Source organism: Inquilinus ginsengisoli (assembly GCF_050434925.1).
Lineage (GTDB): Bacteria > Pseudomonadota > Alphaproteobacteria > DSM-16000 > Inquilinaceae > Inquilinus > Inquilinus ginsengisoli_B.
In genome coordinates, this window is the sequence record NZ_JBNDJK010000001.1 from 3,001,044 (window position 1) to 3,017,071 (window position 16,028).

The following is a 16,028-nucleotide window of genomic DNA, read 5'->3' on the forward strand; positions in this document are numbered from 1 at the left end:
CGGATGGCTCTGATGGGATTTAACGCGATGCGCCGCCCCCGCACCCGCGCCAGGGGCTCGATCGTCGCTGCGGTGGATCTCGGCACGACCAAGGTCGTGTGCTTCATCGCCCGCGTCGTCGACGAGGGCAAGGCCCAGGTGATCGGCATCGGCCACCAGGCCAGCCGCGGCGTCCGCGCCGGTTCGATCGTCGAGCTCGACGCGGCCGAGAAGACCATCGCTTTGGCGGTGCAGGCGGCCGAGCAGATGGCCGGCGAGACCGTCAACGAGGTGATCGTCAACCTCTCCGGCGGCCATCCGGCGTCGCAGAGCCTGTCGCTCCAGGTCCCGGTCGGCGGCCGCGAGGTAACCGACAACGACCTGCGCCGCGCCGCCCGCGCCTTCAACGGCAGCATCGCCACCGATGCCGAGGTGATCCACGCCGTGCCGATCAGCTACGGCCTCGACGAGGTCCGCGGCGTGCGCGACCCGCGCGGCATGGTCGGCGAATCCCTGAGCATCGACCTGCACCTGATCACCGCCAACACCGGCGCGGTGCGCAACCTGACCGCCTGCGTCAACCGCGCCCATCTCGAGGTCGAGAGCGTCATCCTCTCGCCCTACGCCTCGGGCCTGGCCTGCCTGGTGCCGGACGAGCGCGAGCTGGGCTGCACCGTGATCGACATGGGCGGCGGCACCACCTCGCTGGCGGTGTTCATCGAAGGCCGGCTGGTCTTCGCCGACTGCCTGCCGGTCGGCGGCGCCCATGTCACCAACGACATCGCCCGCGGCCTGACCACGCCGGTGGTCCATGCCGAGCGGATGAAGACCCTCTACGGCTCGGCCCTGCCCTCGGTCGCCGACGACCGCGAGGTGATCGACGTGCCGCAGGTCGGCGAGGAAGAGGACAGCCAGCCGACCCATGTGCCGAAGAGCCTGCTGACCGGGATCATCCAGCCCCGGATGGAGGAGATCTTCGAGATGGTGCGCTCGCGGCTCGAGGCCAGCGGCTTCGACAAGGCCTTCGGCCGCCGCGTGGTGCTGACCGGCGGCGGCTCGCAGCTGCAGGGCGCGCGCGAGCTGGCCCAGCTGGTGCTGGACAAGCAGGTCCGCATGGGTCGCCCGCTGGGCCTCGACGGCCTGGCCGAGGCGACGGCGGGGCCGAGCTTTTCGACGGCGACGGGCCTGCTGGCCTACGCCATTTCGGGGCCCGCCGACCTGGTCGGCTCGGGCCCGGGGCTGGAGGAGAGCGGCGCCGCGGGCGGCGGCTTCTTCAGCCGGATCGGAGGATGGTTCCGTGACAACCTCTGAGCCAAGACCAATCAACCCGGCACGCCTGCCCATCCGGGGCGATGCCGGGAGCACGGATCGGGCGGATGGAAGCGGACCGGGTGAATAGGGGACAGTAGGGGAGCATCGACATGATCAATCTCAGCATCCCGCAGGGTGATATCAGCCTCCAGCCGCGGATCACCGTGGTGGGGGTCGGCGGCGCCGGCGGCAACGCCGTCAACAACATGATCCGGGCCAACCTGGCCGGGGTCGAATTCGTGGTGGCCAACACCGACGCGCAGGCGCTGGCCGGCTCCGCGGCGCAGAAGCGGATCCAGCTCGGCGCCGGGCTGACCCAGGGCCTCGGCGCCGGGTCGCGGCCCGACATCGGCCGGGCCTCGGCCGAGGAGGCGATGGAGCACATCGTCGCCCATCTCGACGGCGCCCACATGGTGTTCATCACCGCCGGCATGGGCGGCGGCACCGGCACCGGTGCGGCACCCGTGATCGCCCGCGCGGCGCGCGAGCAGGGCATCCTGACCGTCGGCGTGGTGACCAAGCCCTTCCACTTCGAGGGCGCGCACCGCATGCGCATGGCCGAGCAGGGGCTGCAGGAGCTGCAGCAATATGTCGACACCCTGATCATCATCCCGAACCAGAACCTGTTCCGCATCGCCAACGAGAAGACGACCTTCGCGGACGCCTTCCGGATGGCGGACGAGGTGCTGCATTCGGGCGTGCGCGGCGTCACCGACCTGATGGTGCAGCCGGGCCTGATCAATCTCGACTTCGCCGACATCCGCACGGTGATGGCGGAAATGGGCAAGGCGATGATGGGCACCGGCGAGGCCGAGGGCGAGCGCCGTTCGATCAGCGCCGCCGAGGCCGCGATCTCGAACCCGCTGCTCGACGACATCTCGATGAAGGGGGCCAAGGGCGTCCTGATCAACATCACCGGCGGCCTCGACATGACCCTGTACGAGGTCGACGAGGCGACCAACCGCATCCGTGACGAGGTCGACCCCGACGCCAACATCATCTTCGGCTCGACCTTCGACGAGAGCATGGAGGGCAAGGTCCGGGTGTCGGTGGTCGCCACCGGCATCGACATGGCGATCAACCAGGCGCAGCGGTCGCAGACCTACAGCACCACCACGCTGCCCTCCGGCGACCGCGCCCGGCCGCAGCCGGCCGGCGCTCCGGCGCCGCAGCCCCAGCCGCAGCCGATGATGCCGGCCCGCCCGGCGGCGGTGACGCCGCAGCGCTTCACCATGGCCCAGCCGGCGCCGAAGCCGGTCGCCCCGGCCCCGGTCGAGCAGGCCCCGGCCCCGGTCGAGGCGGCACCGGAGCCGGACTACGCGGCCGAGGACGAGGCCGAGCCGGCGGTCGCCGAGATGCAGGAGCCGGCGGTGCAGCAGGCCCGGGCCTCGGCGGCGATGTCGGCGGGCGCACGGCCGGGCTTCGGCGCGGCGCGTCCGGCCCCGATGGCTGCCGTGCAGCCGGCACCGCAGCGCCCGGTCGAGGCGGCTCCGGCCGCTCCGGCGGAAGGGCGCAAGAAGCTGGGCCTGTTCCGGCGGGTGACCGGCCTCCTTCGTGAGGAGGAGCAGCCGCAGCCGGAGTCGCATCAGGCGCATCACGAGCCGACGCTGCGCCAGGAGCCGGCGCCGCGTACGGCCGAGCCGCCGCGGGCCCCGGAGGCGCCGCGTCCGGTGGCGCAGCAGCGCCTGGCGATCGATGCCGGCCGCGCCCCGCTGCCGCGCAGCGACGAGGACGCGCTCGACATCCCGGCCTTCCTCCGCCGCCAGGCGAACTAGGGCCGGTTCGTTCCACCCCTTCCACCGGCCGCACGCTCCCCTCGCGGCCGGTGGGGATTTTCATGTGCCTCGGCCGCCCGCTTCCCGCGGGCGGCCTTTTTCTTGGGTCGATGAGGCCACAAAGCCAAGGCGCGATCGCCCGAGGCAAAGTGCGGCCGACGTTACCTTGGCCGGGCCGGCGGATGGTGATTGCTCAGGCCGGGACGAGCCATTTGCTGTGCAGCCCGAGAGAAATTCGGTGACAGTGCACTTAATGGGCCGTGGCAGAACATGGACTGCACCCCTGGACTGAGACAGAAGAATTAGGGTGACATGGGCGATCGGAGGCTGATGATCTCGCAGCCGACCTGATGGGCCTCGTGGTCGACGAACAGCGTCCGGCCCTGGACGAAGCAGCGCACCAGCACCGTCGGGTCGCGGGCGAAGCCCCAGTCGGCGCCGAACAGGAAGCAGGCGTCGGCCGGGGTCTCGCAAAGCATCTATCCGCCTCTCGCCACCCGGCTTCGCTAGCCCGCGGCGCTCGGCACCGGCGTGTTGAGCAGCTGCTGCTCCCACAGATACGCCATGCCGCTACCGGCCATGTGATCCTTGAGCAGCGAGACCAATGCAGGGAGGGTCTCTGCCCTCGTGTAGTCGCGCTGCCATTCGCACGCGAGCGCCATCCACGTCATCATGTTGCAGCCCGCCGCGATCATGCGCTGGATCGCCACCTCATGGGCTTCAACGGAGACACCGCCGCAGGCGTCCGTAATGACCGTCACGTCCCAGCCCTCGCCGGCAGCCTGAATCGCCGGCATGGCCACGCAGATCTCCGTGAACAGACCGGCGATGATCAGCTGCTTGCGGCCGGTCTTCTTGACCGCGTCGACGACCCTCTGGTCTTCCCAGGTGTTGATGAGCATCCGGTCGATCACGTCCTGGCCGGGGAAGACGTCGGTGATCTGCGGGAAGATGAGTCCGCCTCGGTCAGCGAGCACGCTCGTGAGGATGGTCGGGACGCTGAATGCCTTGGCGGCTTTCGCCAGGCCCGTAGCATTGTTGACCGCCATATGCGGGTCGTGACTGTTCAGGTTGGTGAGCTGATAGGGCTGGTGGTCGATCAGGACGAGAACCGAATCCTCAGGACGAAGGAGCGACTTAAGGCCGTTGCGGAAGGTCACGACTATCCCTTTCTGACGTCTTCGATGAATGGCGATGTCTGCCGGGCAATCTTGCGCCCCCGGGCAGCGCTGCCTTGTATTGCCGTTCTCGAACGCATCACGGTAGTGCCGGAATCTGCCACGCTGTGTCGCAGAACCAGGGACGCCACATTGGAGGGCGAGGGTCTGAAGACATCGTGGAGGTTGCCGATGCCGGGGGCATTTCACCCACCGCGCGCCGGCTCCGCGTCTCCAGATCGATCGTCGGTCGGCGGCTGCTGCGGCTTGAGGCGCAGCTTGGCGGTCAGCGTCTCGCGCGAACGACCCGCGGCGCCGCACTCACCGAAGCCGCTCCTGCGTCGACCTCTCGGGTCAGGATTTGCGGACCGTGATCTGCGTGGGCGTCGAGCCTGCGGCGTCACCCGGAGGACTTGGAGACCGTTTGGAAATGCGCTGGCGTGAGTCGGATGTCGGTGGTGTCGAGAACCGGAGCGCAGCGCACATTGGTGCGTGAGCACCGGAAGCGCAGAAACCGCCGTCAGACGGCGGCGCCAGCGCATTTCCAAACGGTCTCTTACTCCCGCGCCTCCTGCCAGTGGGGATAGGTGACATAGGCGGTGATCGCGCCTTGCTCGTGCGAGTGGATCGTCACCTTCTGCCCTTTGGGCATATGGACGATCTCGCCCGGCCCCGCGGTGACGGTGTCTGAGTTGGCGGACACCGTCAGTCGTCCCTCGAGGACGACCATCACATCATCGACCGCCATTGTCTCCTCGAGCGTCTGGTTCGGCCCATAGCGGCCGTAGCCGATGGTGATCGGGGAGCCATGGCGCTGGTCGACCAGGTTGCCCGCAAACACCTCCCCGTCCTGTCCCGGGGAACGCTCCAGCTCCGCGTCGGTGATGGCGAACTTGCTGATCTTCATGGGAATTGCTCCTTCCAGCTGGCGTGATTGCGTCACCTGGGCCGGTCAGGCCGGAAGTGGAATGTGCTCATCCCGGTCATCGGCCGGGAGATCGAAGCGCCCCTTGCCCCAGTTCTGCGCCCGCCATTGGGCTTTGGCCTCCTCGATGCGCTCCTGCGAAGACGCGACGAAATTCCACCAGATGTAGCGGGGACCCGATAGGGTCGCGCCGCCGAGGATCATCAGGCGCGCGCCTCTGTCGCCGGCCGCGACCGTGATCCTGTCGCCGGGGCGGAAGACCATCATCCGACCCGCTTCGAAATCCTGGCCGGCGATCGAGATCGAGCCTTCGACAATGTAGATGCCTCGATCCTCGTGACCATCCGGCATCGGCAACCGGCTTCCTGCTTCGAGCGCCACGTCGGCGTAGAACGTCTCCGAATACATGGTCGCGGGGGCCTTCTCGCCATAGGCGTCCCCGAGGATGAGCCGGATCGAGACGCCGCGATCCTCGATCACCGGCAGCGCTTCCTTCCCGTGATGCTCGAACATCGGCGCCATATCCTCGTGGCGCTCGGGCAGCGCCAGCCAGGTCTGAATGCCGAACAGGCTGTTCGGACCGCTTCGGGCCGCCGCGGGGGTGCGCTCGGAATGGGTCACGCCGCGCCCGGCGACCATCCAGTTCAGCTCACCGGGACGGATGATCTGATCGGCCCCGGTGCTGTCCCGGTGATGGAAGTCGCCGCGAAAGAGATAGGTGACGGTGCCGAGACCGATATGCGGGTGCGGCCGAACGTCGACGCCCTGGCCGGTCAGGAACTCGGCCGGCCCGGCCTGATCGAAGAAGATGAACGGTCCGACCATCTGCCGCTTCGGCGCCGGCAGGGCGCGCCGGACCTCGAAGCCGCCGAGATCGCGAGAGCGTGGAACGATGAGAGTCTCGATCGCGTCGAGGCCGACCTCATCGGGACAGCCCGGTTCGATTGCCGGATTCCAACTCATGCGCCTCATCCTCTCTTGGGCTGCCGGGAGGCCTCGCCCTTGCCGATGCGAATGCCCAGACTGGCGAGCGACGGTCTGCCCGACTAGCCCTGGGCTACGTCAAGCTGTGTCGCGGTAAGTGGAACGTGCAGGCAATGTCGTCGAGCTCAGCGGCCCCGCAATGGAGCGACAGCCGACGCAGTTTCGATAAGGCCTCGCTCCGTTCGTGTTTTAGCGGTCGAGACCCCAAACGTCCGGATTTCGTGCGAAGTACTCGATCAGCATCTCGGTCAGGACCCGCACTTTCCGCGTGGGATGCTGACCCGGCGGGCGGACGACATATGCGGCCCCCGGAGGCACCGGATAGCGTGTCATGATCGGGACCAGCGCACCGGAGGCCACATACTCATGTGTGATGCAATCGGGGAGCCAGGCGACGCCGAGACCCGCCGCCGCCGCCGCGGCAAGCGCCGTGGCGCTGCCGGCCTTGAACCTGCCCTGCGGCTGAACCGTGACGATCTTGCTGCCATCCATGAACTGCCAGGCTTCCGTTCCCTGCATGAGGGCCTGATGGCTGGCGAGCTCGGCCGGGGTTTCGGGTGAGCCGTGCGCCTCGACATAATCCGGGCTTGCGACAAGCTTTCCATGGATCGGCCCGACGCGCCTCGCGATCAGGTTGGAATCCTGAAGGTAGGCGCTCCGGATCGCGCAATCGAAACCCTCAGCGATGAGATCGACGAAGCGATCGCTGTAAGAGGTATGGACGTGGAGCTGCGGATGCTGGCGCGCCATTTCCGCGACGACGGGGGCGAAATGCGTCGGGCCGAAAGTAAGCGGCATCGCAACCCTCAGGACGCCGCGCAGCTCGCCGGCGGGGAGGATCGCTTCCCTGGCGGTATCGATCTCGGCGCTGGCTCGGGCCGCATGGTCTCTGAACGTGATCCCCGCCTCAGTGAGCGCAGCGCCGCGGGTCGTTCGTGCAAGAAGCTGGACGCCGAGCTCCGCTTCGATCCGCAAAAGCCGCCGACTGACGATCGATTTGGCGGCGCCGAGCCGGCGCGCGGCGGCCGACACGCCCCCTGCATCAGCCACTGCGACGAATGTTCGGAGATCTTCGATGTCCAATTCGGCGTCCCCAATTCTGCGACACAGCTTGCCTGACTATGGCACTGCCGCATCACCCAAGGGAACGACAGGTTCTGGCCGGGCGATGTGGCCCGCCGGCGCATGCGTCCGTTGAACCCATTGCCATTCATAGCGGCTTTCCGCAGGGCACGCAGTGGGAAGACCATGAAAGCAGCCATCTTGATCACCCCGGCCCGCCGGACCCGTAAATCCCGTAAATCCGGTGACAGCAACGTAAATCCGGTGACAGTGCATTTAATGGAATTCGGAGGCAGTGCCGTTGAAGGGCGGTCGGCGCCGGGTCGGGCTCACAGCGCGAAGTCGCCGGCGACCGGGGTGACGCGGCCGGTGAGCAGGATGTGGAAATCGGAGGTGCCGTCGCCGTTGATGTCGCCGGCGATGGTTGTCTGTTCGCCGGACTGGGCGAAGCGCAACTCGCCGGCATGGCCGGTGTAGAGGCCGGTGCCGATGAAGTGGAACGCCTGGTTGCCGGCGAGCGTGGTGTCGGCGTCGATCGCCGAGAGGTCGATCCGGTCGCCCTGGGCATGGCTGAAGTCGGTGATCCGGTCCGCCCCGGCGCCGGTCTGACTCTGAGCGGCATTGCCATAGACGAAGCGGTCGGCCCCGGCGCCGCCCGTGAGCGTGTCCTTGCCGCCGGCGCCGGTGAGCACGTCGCTGCCGGCCCAGCCCTGCAGCGTGTTGGCCCCGGCATCTCCCACCAGGCTGTCATTGCCCTGGCTGCCGGAGAGGGTCTCGATCCCGGTCAGGGTGTCGCCCTGCGCCTCGCCGCCGCTGCCGGTGCCGGCGGCCAGGTTGACCGAGACCCCGGTCGTGCCGGTGTAGTAGCTGGCGGTGTCGGTGCCGGCACCGCCGTCGAGGCGATCGGCCCCCGCCCCGCCGCGGAGCACGTCGCTGCCGGCCCAGCCCTGCAGCGTGTTGGCCCCGGCATTTCCCGCCAGGCTGTCATTGCCCTGGCTGCCGGAGAGGGTCTCGATCGCGACGAGGGTGTCGCCCTGCGCCTCGCCGCCGCTGCCGGTGCCGGCGGCCAGGTTGACCGTGACCCCGATCGTGCCGGTGTAGTAGCTGGCGGTATCGGTGCCGGTGCCGCCGTCGAGGCGATCGGCCCCCGCCCCGCCGCGGAGCACGTCGCTGCCGGCCCAGCCCTGCAGCGTGTTGGCCCCGGCATTCCCCACCAGGGTGTCATTGCCCTGGCTGCCGGAGAGGGTCTCGATCGCGACGAGGGTGTCGCCCTGCGCCGCGCCGCCGCTGCCGGTGCCGGCGGCCAGGTTGACCGTGACCCCGATCGTGCCGGTGTAGTAGCTGGCGGTGTCGGTGCCGGTGCCGCCGTCGAGGCGATCGGCCCCCGCCCCGCCGCGGAGCACGTCGCTGCCGGCCCAGCCCTGCAGCGTGTTGGCCCCGGCATTTCCCGCCAGGATGTCATTGCCCTGGCTGCCGGAGAGGGTCTCGATCCCGGCCAGGGTGTCGCCCTGCGCCGCGCCGCCGCTGCCGGTGCCGGTGGCCAGGTCGACCGTGACCCCGATCGTGCCGGTGTAGTAGCTGGCGAGGTCGATGCCGGCCCCGCCGGCCAGCGCATCCGCACCCGGGCCGCCGATGAGCATATCGTTGCCGTCACCACCGTTTAACCGGTCGTTGCCGTCGCCACCGTCCAGCCGGTCGTTGCCGGCGGCGCCGTCGAGCGTGTCGTTGCCGCCATTGCCGGACATGGTGTCAGGGCCGCTGCCGCCGGTGAGCTGGTCGTCGCCGGCACCGCCGATCAGGCCGTCGTCATTGATGATGGTCCCCGTGGCGGTGCCGGATCCGATCACCGCGCCATGGGCATCCGTGAGCACCACCTGGAAGTGCTCGCTGCCCTCGCGCAGCAGGTCCGCGGTGACGGGCACCCGGACGACCTTGCTCTGCTCGCCGACGGCAAAGGTCAGCGTGCCGCTCACGGCGGTGAAGTCGGCTGCGGTCGCCTCGCCCGCCACGGTGTGGTAGCCGACGGTCACGGCCGCGGTCGCGGGCGCCGAGAGCGCGACCACGAAGGACATGACGTTGTGGTCGCCTTCGTTCCACTCGAACTGGATCGGCTCGAGATAGTCGAGCTTCGCCTGGTTCGGCGTCTGCCAGTCGTCGCCCAGGATGCCGCCGGTGTCGCCCGAATCGGGGTTCCACGACCAGAAGGACCAGCTCGGTGGCTTCTGGCCGGGCGCCAGGTCGGAGGTTCCGTTGTTGTCGAAGTCGCCGCGGAGATAGGCGATGATCGCCTCGAGCCACGGCGTGTCCTTGGGATCCGTCAGGCTGGTGCCGAACTCGCCGACATAGACGGGCGCGATGCCCTCCTTGAAGATGTAGCCCCACATCTGGTCGAACTTGGCCGGCAGGTTGGCCGGGAAGTCCGGACCCTGGAACCAGGGTTGGGGATAGACCGAGTTGGGATAGTCGTGCGCCGAATAGACCAGCCTGTTGTCGAGCTCGAGCTCGATCGGCCGGTCGCGGACGCCCATCAGGTTGCCGCCCCACCAATAGGGCTCGTCCTGGTAGGTGCCGAGGCCCTCGACGAAGATCAGCCAGTTGGGATTGATCTCGCCGATGGCATTGCCGGCACGCTCGGCCGCGGCCGCCCAGTCGGTGGCGCCTCCGCCGCCCCAGACGCCGTTATAGGGTTCGTTGTGCAGATCGGCGCCGATCACGGTCGGATCGTCGGCATAGCGGGCCGCCAGCATCTGCCAGTCGTCGATCCAGCTCGCCTCGCTGTGCTGGGCGTCGTACCAGAGGCCGTTGGGCGTGGCGCCGTCGCCGGCTGCGCTGCGATGATGGTCGAGGATGATCTTGAGGCCGATCTGACCGGCATAGTCGACGATCTTGTCCAGGATCTGCAGCGGCGTCAGGCCCCGCAGGTCCGGGTTCTGGTCGTAGTCGATGTTCAAGGACGTCGCCGCCGAATGCAGCATGTCGCTGCAATAGGGCAGGCGGATGGTGTTGAAACCGAGCTCCACCATCTGGTCCATCATGTCCTGCAAGCTGCGCGCGAAGAGGCCGTGCGGCACCAGCAATCCGGTCTCGAAGCCGAACCAGTTGACGCCGGCAATCTGCACGGGGTGACCGGCGTCATCGACGATCTGGTTGCCCGAGGTGCTGAACCAGCCTCCCGAACCGCCGTTGGCGCCCGGATTGCCTTCGACCACCGCCGCGTCGGAGATCCTGACGGTCGGCAGCACGAGCTGGGTGGCATCGTCGGGGCCGACGGTGCCGGTCGCCGGGCCGCCGGCGATGGTGGCGCCCTTCGGCGAGGACAGGGTGAGGCTCAGGGGCTCGTTGGCTTCGATGGCCCTGTCCTCCGCGACCTGGACAGGGATCGTCTTCGAGGTCTCGCTGGCAGCGGAGGTCAGGGTGCCGGAGAGCGGCGTGTGGTCGCCGCCGCCTCCGGTCGCCGTGCCGTCGGCGGTGGCATAGGCGATGGCGACGGGGCCGCTCGCCGCCTGGGACCGGGTGGCGGTGAAGGCGAGGTCCTGCAGCCCGTCATGACCTTCCATGACCGTCGCGTCGCCGACCGGCAGCGTCGGCCGGACGGGACTTCCGTCGTCGTCGCTGGCGGCGATGCCGTTGATCGCGAAGCCGGAGGCCGCGGTGCCGCCGCTGCCGGACGTCGCCTGGAAGCCGAACGAGACGTCGTGGCCGGCGCCGGCCTGGCCGTTCCAGGAGGTGTCGCCAATCACGGGGTGATCGGCGACACGGCTGATGATCACGGCATTCCAGATGCTCGCGATGGCGAATGACGCGTCGAACTCCACCCGCCATCCGTTCAGGACGGAGGCGCCGGCGTCGAGAAGGGGGGCTGCAGCGAGGACGACACCTTTGGTGGTCACCGGCACAGTCATTGGTTCCTCCTGTCCCGCCCGGCTTCGCCCGCCGCCGGCCGGTCTTCCGGACCTGGCGAGAAATGGCTCCGAATCTGCAGGCCGCTGCAACGCGGTGGTTACGGCAACAAAAATGATAATATTTTTGCGAAATCCGAAACAGTTACATTCGATGGATCGACTGACCGAATCGATGCACCAGTGCAGCCCGGCCCGGCCGGGAATCGTCACGGAGCCGGCGCCCCCCTCATCGCACCCACTTCATCGAGCTGTCATAGGTGCTGTGCCGCTGCCCCTCGACGGCATAGCGCAGGGCGTCGATGGCGTGGTTCTCGCGGTCCTCCAGCTCGGACAGGATCTCGCCGGTCTTCGGATGGGTGCGATAGCTGTACAGCGCCAGCTCGTCGATCAGGTGGCGGCAGCGCGGATGCACCACGATGTCGTGCGCCTTCAGGAACTCGACCCCGTCCTTGACCGACCCGGCCCCCTTGGTCGACCCGGCGATGCTGCCGAAGCCGTTGCGCTGCATGTAGCTGATGGTCTCCGGCCGGGAGCTGTCGGCGATGATCGGGCCGCGCCGCGACCCCGGCACGGTGTCGAACAGCGCCGGCGTCCGGTCGATCTCGCAGCCGACCTGATGGGCCTCGTGGTCGACGAACAGCGTCCGGCCCTGGACGAAGCAGCGCACCAGCACCGTCGGGTCGCGGGCGAAGCCCCAGTCGGCGCCGAACAGGAAGCGGGCATCGGCCGGCGTGTCGAACGCCTCCACCTTCCAGTTCCTGAACACCCGGGCCTCGCTGAAGGTCTGGTAGCCGCCGAGCCAGACATGCTGGTGCTTGTCCGGGTCGCGCGCCTGGTCCCACTCCATCTCCACCCGCAGCACCTCCGGGAAATGCGGGTTGTCGGAATATCTCACCGGCACCAGCAGGGAGCCGGGCGGCGGCGTCCCGCCGCGGAACAGCGCGTCGACCGGGTCGTCCGCCCGGGTCGGGTTCCACGAGAACCACAGCTCCGACCCCGGCTTGCGGAGGGTCGGGCGCAGCAGGTCCAGGCTGCGGATCGACAGGGCTTGCGCCTCCTCGACCCAGGCGATGTCATAGCCCTCGAGCGATTTGATGCTCTCCGCCGTGTGGTTCTGCATGCCCTGGAAGATGATGCGGCCGCCGCCGGGCGTCAGGATGCGGTCGGTCTGCACCCGGAAGTGGCGGCCCGCGCCCAGCGCCTGGATCTTGTCCTCGATCAGCCGCTTGACCGACTGGTCGAGCGAGCGCTGCACCTCGCGGATGCACACCGCCCGCAGCGGCGCCGCCTCGATGCAGCGCCGCACCAAGAGCTCGGCGAAGGCATGCGACTTGCCCGAGCCGCGGCCGCCGAACGCGGCCTTGTAGCGCGACGGCTCCAGCAACGGCACGAAGGCGGGTGCCAGGTCGGGTGCGGGCAGGGCGGCCGGCGATTCGTCCAGGTCGCGAAAATCCCGGTACGCCCGGTCCAACCCCAGCCGGTCGGCCGCGGCGCGGCCGGTGGCGGCGCCCGGGGACAGCCGGGCCTCGGCCGCGCCGGTCAGCCGGCGCATCGGCTCCGGCAGGGGCTCCCCCCGTCGCCGCCGCCCGGCCGCTGTCTCGAAGCACAGGATCAGGGTTTCGGGCCTGTTCGGCATCTCACCGGCCCGCCTCCTGGCGTCGCCGTGATCGAAGCGGGAGAAGAGGACCGCCGCCCCGGCGTCGCTGTGAAGCTGCCCGGCGACATCGCTCCAGCCCAGCCTGCTCCCCGTCGCATTCCTCCGCATCCCGACCTCGCATGAAAAAGCCCGCCGCGGCGGGGCCGGGCGGGCGCAACTCTTCGACTCTGCCCGAATCATGCGGCGTGACGCGGCGTCGCGTCAAGAACAAATAGAGAACATTCGATCGGGCGATCCAGCGACGCTGCTTGTGCCGGCATCGGGGTGGAGTCTGTTAACACATTGTACTCTTGTATTAATCTGTGATCACGTTCATGGTGCGTTCTATGGACACCGCGCAGACCGATTCGATCTCGGAAGCCCCGGCCGCTCCGGCGGCAGAGGGGGATCTGCGCGTGCTGGCGGAGTTGGTCGAGCTCCAGATGTCGATCGCCCGGGCGACGCAGCAGGAGGCGCTGCAGGTGCCACAGCCCGGCGCCGACTATTGCCAGCGGATCGCCACGGTCGCGCGCTCGGTGCGGCTGACCCTGCTGCTCAAGGACAAGCTGTCCCGGCAGGTCGACGAGCGTCGCAAGGCCGCGGCGAAGCGCGAGGCGGCGCAGGAGGACTTCCACGATCTGCGGGTGAAGCTGGCGATGCTGGCGGCGGCCTACGAGGTGTCGAAGGACAATGAGGAGATCCAGCGCCGCGTCGCCGAGGTGCGCGAGCGGCTGGAGCGGCCGGAGGTGGCGGAGTTGATCGAAGCCAGCCGGGCCCCGGTCGCAGTGGCCGCCTTGTGCCGGCGCTGGGGCTTGCCGGTGCGGGTGGAGCGCTGGCTCGAGATGGCCGACGAGGCCATGGAGCAGCTCGGCTTCATACCGCCGCAGGACGGCGAGGACGATCCCGAGGATCAGCCCAAGCCTCGCCCGGCCTCCGGCCGCAGGCCCAAGAAGCCGGATACGGGGTGAGTCGCCGCGCGTCGCAGCTCACCCATCGGCCCACTTCCAGCACCAACGAACGCAGCCTTCCACACTCCCCCTCCCCTTGCGGGAGGGGGGTGAGGGGAGGGGTCTGCGCGCGTCCGCGCGTGAATGCGCGGACGCGCTTGCATCTGCGGTCGCAACCCGAACGCCGGCACGTAACAGTCCGAAACAAAGTGTGATTTTTTCTGGCGCGCCGAGGGGTCTAGGGTGCCTTCGTCCCGAAAGGGAAGCTTTGTCAGCGCTTTGTGCTGCGAAGTGCATGTTAAGCGAAGCGAAGGACACCCCAATCGTGGCTCATCTCTCGGCGGAATCGGGTGCGGCAACGCAGAAGACGCTGAAGACCGCGATCAAGTGCACCGGCGTCGGCCTGCATGGCGGGCAGGACGTCACCATGGTGCTGCGCCCCGGTGAGATCAACACCGGCATCGTCTTCGTGCGCACCGACGTCCCCCAGGGCCGGCGCAGCATCAGCGCGCGCTGGGACAAGGTGTCGGACACCCGGCTGTGCACCGTGATCAGCAACGCCCAGGGCGTCTCGGTCGGCACGATCGAGCATCTGATGGCGGCGCTGCGCGGCTGTGGCGTCGACAATGCGGTGGTCGAACTGAACGGCCCGGAAGTGCCGATCATGGACGGCAGCGCCGCCCCCTTCGTGTTCCTGGTCGAATGTGCCGGTCTGGTCAGCCAGCCGGCGCTGCGCCGCAGCATCCGCGTGCTGCGCCCGGTCGAGGTCACGGCCGAGGACCGCTGGGCCCGGCTGACGCCGTCGGCCAGCACCACCTACAGCTTCGAGATCGACTTCCCGAGCCGTGCGATCGCGCATCAGGAAGGCCTGATCCGGCTGTCGAACGGCAACTTCAAGACCGAGATCGCCCGCGCCCGCACCTTCGGCTTCGCCCAGGAGGTCGAGGCGCTGCGCCGTCATGGCCTCGCCCTCGGCGGGTCGCTCGACAACGCGATCGTGGTCAATGGCGACCGGGTGCTGAACGCCGAGGGCCTGCGCTACGAGGACGAGTTCGTGCGCCACAAGATCCTCGATTCGATCGGCGACCTGTATCTCGCCGGCGCCCCGATCCTCGGCCATTTCCACGGCTACAAGGCCGGCCACGCGCTGAACAACCAGCTGCTGCGGGCGCTGTTCGCCGACGACACCGCCTGGTGCTACGACACCAGCTTCGGTGCCGAGACCGCGGCCGAGCCCTGGGCCCGGCCCGCGGTTGCCGCCGCTGCGCTGCCCACCGCCAACGCCGCCTGATCCCGTTCCGCTTGCCGCCGCTGTCCCTCTTCGCTATTGCGCCCTGCGGGATTCCGGGCATGCTATCGTTGCGCATGCTCGGAATCCCGCAAACGCGTGAGGCTGCAGGTTTGCCTGCGGGCAAACCTGCGGGGACGACGTGTGTCTGCCCGCGGGAAGGCGTCTCGCCATTCGCGTTCGGGGTGGGTATATAGGGGCCCGGACAGAACCGAAGGCGATGATCGAGTGAACAAGCGTCTGCAGTTTCGCCACCTGGCGCGGGTCGGGCTCGTCCTGCCGGCCGTTCTTCTCGCCGCCTGCGGCGGTTCCTCCTCCGACACTGCGAAGCCGGCCGCGGACCAGCCGCCGGAGGCGCTGTATTCCCAGGCGCAGCAGGCCTTCGACGAGCGGGACTTCAAGACGGCAACGGCCCGGTTCGACGAGGTCGAGCGGCAGCACCCCTATTCGACCTGGGCGACCAAGGCCCAGCTGATGTCGGCCTATGCCAGCTATCAGCGCGGCGACTATGACGGCGCGATCGTGGCGCTGGACCGCTTCATCAGCCTGCATCCGGGCAGCGAGGAGCTGGCCTACGCCTATTACCTGAAGGCGCTGTGCTACTACGATCGGATCTCGGATGTGGAGCGCGACCAGCGCATCACCCAGCTGGCGACGAATGCGCTGAACGACGTCATCACCCGCTTCCCGAGCAGCGACTACGCCCGCGACGCCAAGCTGAAGCTGGACCTGACCTACGACCAGCTTGCCGGCAAGGACATGGCGATCGGCCGCTTCTACCTGAAGCGCGGCGAATACAACGCGGCGATCAACCGCTTCCGCAGCGTGGTCAAGAATTGGCAGACCACCAGCCAGGTGCCGGAGGCGCTGGAGCGGCTGGTCGAGGCCTATGTCGCGCTCGGGCTGAAGGAGGAGGCGCGGCACGTCGCGGCGGTGCTCGGCCACAACTACCCGGGCGACCCCTGGTACCAGGATGCCTATGCGCTGCTGACCGGCTCCGGCATCCGCCCGCCCGACGACAAGGACTTCTTCGACCGCACCCTCGGGTCGATTTTCTGATCC

At 68.6% G+C, this 16,028-nt stretch carries 13 protein-coding genes; 6 read left to right on the top strand and 7 right to left on the bottom strand.

The features are described from left to right. Positions 1-12: 12 nt before the first annotated feature. Complete coding sequence (gene ftsA, locus QFZ27_RS14235) at positions 13-1,290, top strand: cell division protein FtsA (RefSeq protein ID WP_429227048.1); 1,278 nt, start codon at positions 13-15, stop codon at positions 1,288-1,290. A 110-nt stretch (positions 1,291-1,400) separates the two neighbouring features. Continuing rightward, a complete protein-coding gene (ftsZ, locus tag QFZ27_RS14240) occupies positions 1,401-3,065 on the top strand; it encodes a cell division protein FtsZ (protein ID WP_429227049.1) in 1,665 nt (554 codons plus the stop codon). A 302-nt stretch (positions 3,066-3,367) separates the two neighbouring features. On the opposite strand, the gene QFZ27_RS14245 is transcribed toward ftsZ, so the two are convergent. Both QFZ27_RS14245 and QFZ27_RS14250 read right to left on the bottom strand, forming a co-directional pair. After that, complete coding sequence (locus QFZ27_RS14245; protein WP_429227050.1) at positions 3,368-3,544, bottom strand: hypothetical protein; 177 nt, start codon at positions 3,542-3,544, stop codon at positions 3,368-3,370. 27 nt (positions 3,545-3,571) lie between these two features. Beyond that, entirely contained in the window at positions 3,572-4,225 is a 654-nt protein-coding gene (locus QFZ27_RS14250) for a hydrolase (RefSeq protein WP_429227051.1), read from the bottom strand. A gap of 176 nt (positions 4,226-4,401) precedes the next feature. Here QFZ27_RS14250 and QFZ27_RS14255 point away from each other — a divergent pair, with 176 nt between their 5' ends. Further along, complete coding sequence (locus QFZ27_RS14255; RefSeq protein WP_429227052.1) at positions 4,402-4,596, top strand: helix-turn-helix domain-containing protein; 195 nt, start codon at positions 4,402-4,404, stop codon at positions 4,594-4,596. A 182-nt stretch (positions 4,597-4,778) separates the two neighbouring features. Here QFZ27_RS14255 and QFZ27_RS14260 read toward each other — a convergent pair whose 3' ends face one another. The 5 genes from QFZ27_RS14260 to QFZ27_RS14280 all read right to left on the bottom strand — a co-directional run bounded on the left by QFZ27_RS14260 (position 4,779) and on the right by QFZ27_RS14280 (position 12,860). Beyond that, a complete protein-coding gene (locus QFZ27_RS14260) occupies positions 4,779-5,129 on the bottom strand; it encodes an AraC family ligand binding domain-containing protein (RefSeq protein WP_429227053.1) in 351 nt (116 codons plus the stop codon). Positions 5,130-5,174: 45 nt separating this feature from the next. Continuing rightward, entirely contained in the window at positions 5,175-6,110 is a 936-nt protein-coding gene (locus tag QFZ27_RS14265; protein WP_429227054.1) for a pirin family protein, read from the bottom strand. A gap of 210 nt (positions 6,111-6,320) precedes the next feature. Beyond that, positions 6,321-7,214, bottom strand: a complete 894-nt coding sequence (locus QFZ27_RS14270; protein ID WP_429227055.1) for a LysR family transcriptional regulator — start codon at positions 7,212-7,214, stop codon at positions 6,321-6,323. Positions 7,215-7,522: 308 nt separating this feature from the next. Further along, positions 7,523-11,095 carry a cellulase family glycosylhydrolase gene (locus QFZ27_RS14275; RefSeq protein ID WP_429227056.1) on the bottom strand — a complete coding sequence of 1,191 codons (3,573 nt, stop codon included), beginning with the start codon at positions 11,093-11,095 and terminating at the stop codon, positions 7,523-7,525. A 226-nt stretch (positions 11,096-11,321) separates the two neighbouring features. Further along, positions 11,322-12,860, bottom strand: a complete 1,539-nt coding sequence (locus QFZ27_RS14280) for a PBSX family phage terminase large subunit (protein ID WP_429227057.1) — start codon at positions 12,858-12,860, stop codon at positions 11,322-11,324. 206 nt (positions 12,861-13,066) lie between these two features. Between QFZ27_RS14280 and QFZ27_RS14285 the strand changes: the two genes are divergently transcribed. The 3 genes from QFZ27_RS14285 (at position 13,067) to QFZ27_RS14295 (ending at position 16,025) form a co-directional block, all read left to right on the top strand. Beyond that, complete coding sequence (locus tag QFZ27_RS14285) at positions 13,067-13,699, top strand: hypothetical protein (protein WP_429227058.1); 633 nt, start codon at positions 13,067-13,069, stop codon at positions 13,697-13,699. A gap of 304 nt (positions 13,700-14,003) precedes the next feature. Further along, complete coding sequence (gene lpxC / locus QFZ27_RS14290; RefSeq protein WP_429227059.1) at positions 14,004-14,969, top strand: UDP-3-O-acyl-N-acetylglucosamine deacetylase; 966 nt, start codon at positions 14,004-14,006, stop codon at positions 14,967-14,969. A 225-nt stretch (positions 14,970-15,194) separates the two neighbouring features. Further along, positions 15,195-16,025: an outer membrane protein assembly factor BamD gene (locus QFZ27_RS14295; protein WP_429227060.1), complete on the top strand. Its 831-nt coding sequence runs from the start codon at positions 15,195-15,197 to the stop codon at positions 16,023-16,025. Positions 16,026-16,028: the final 3 nt, after the last annotated feature.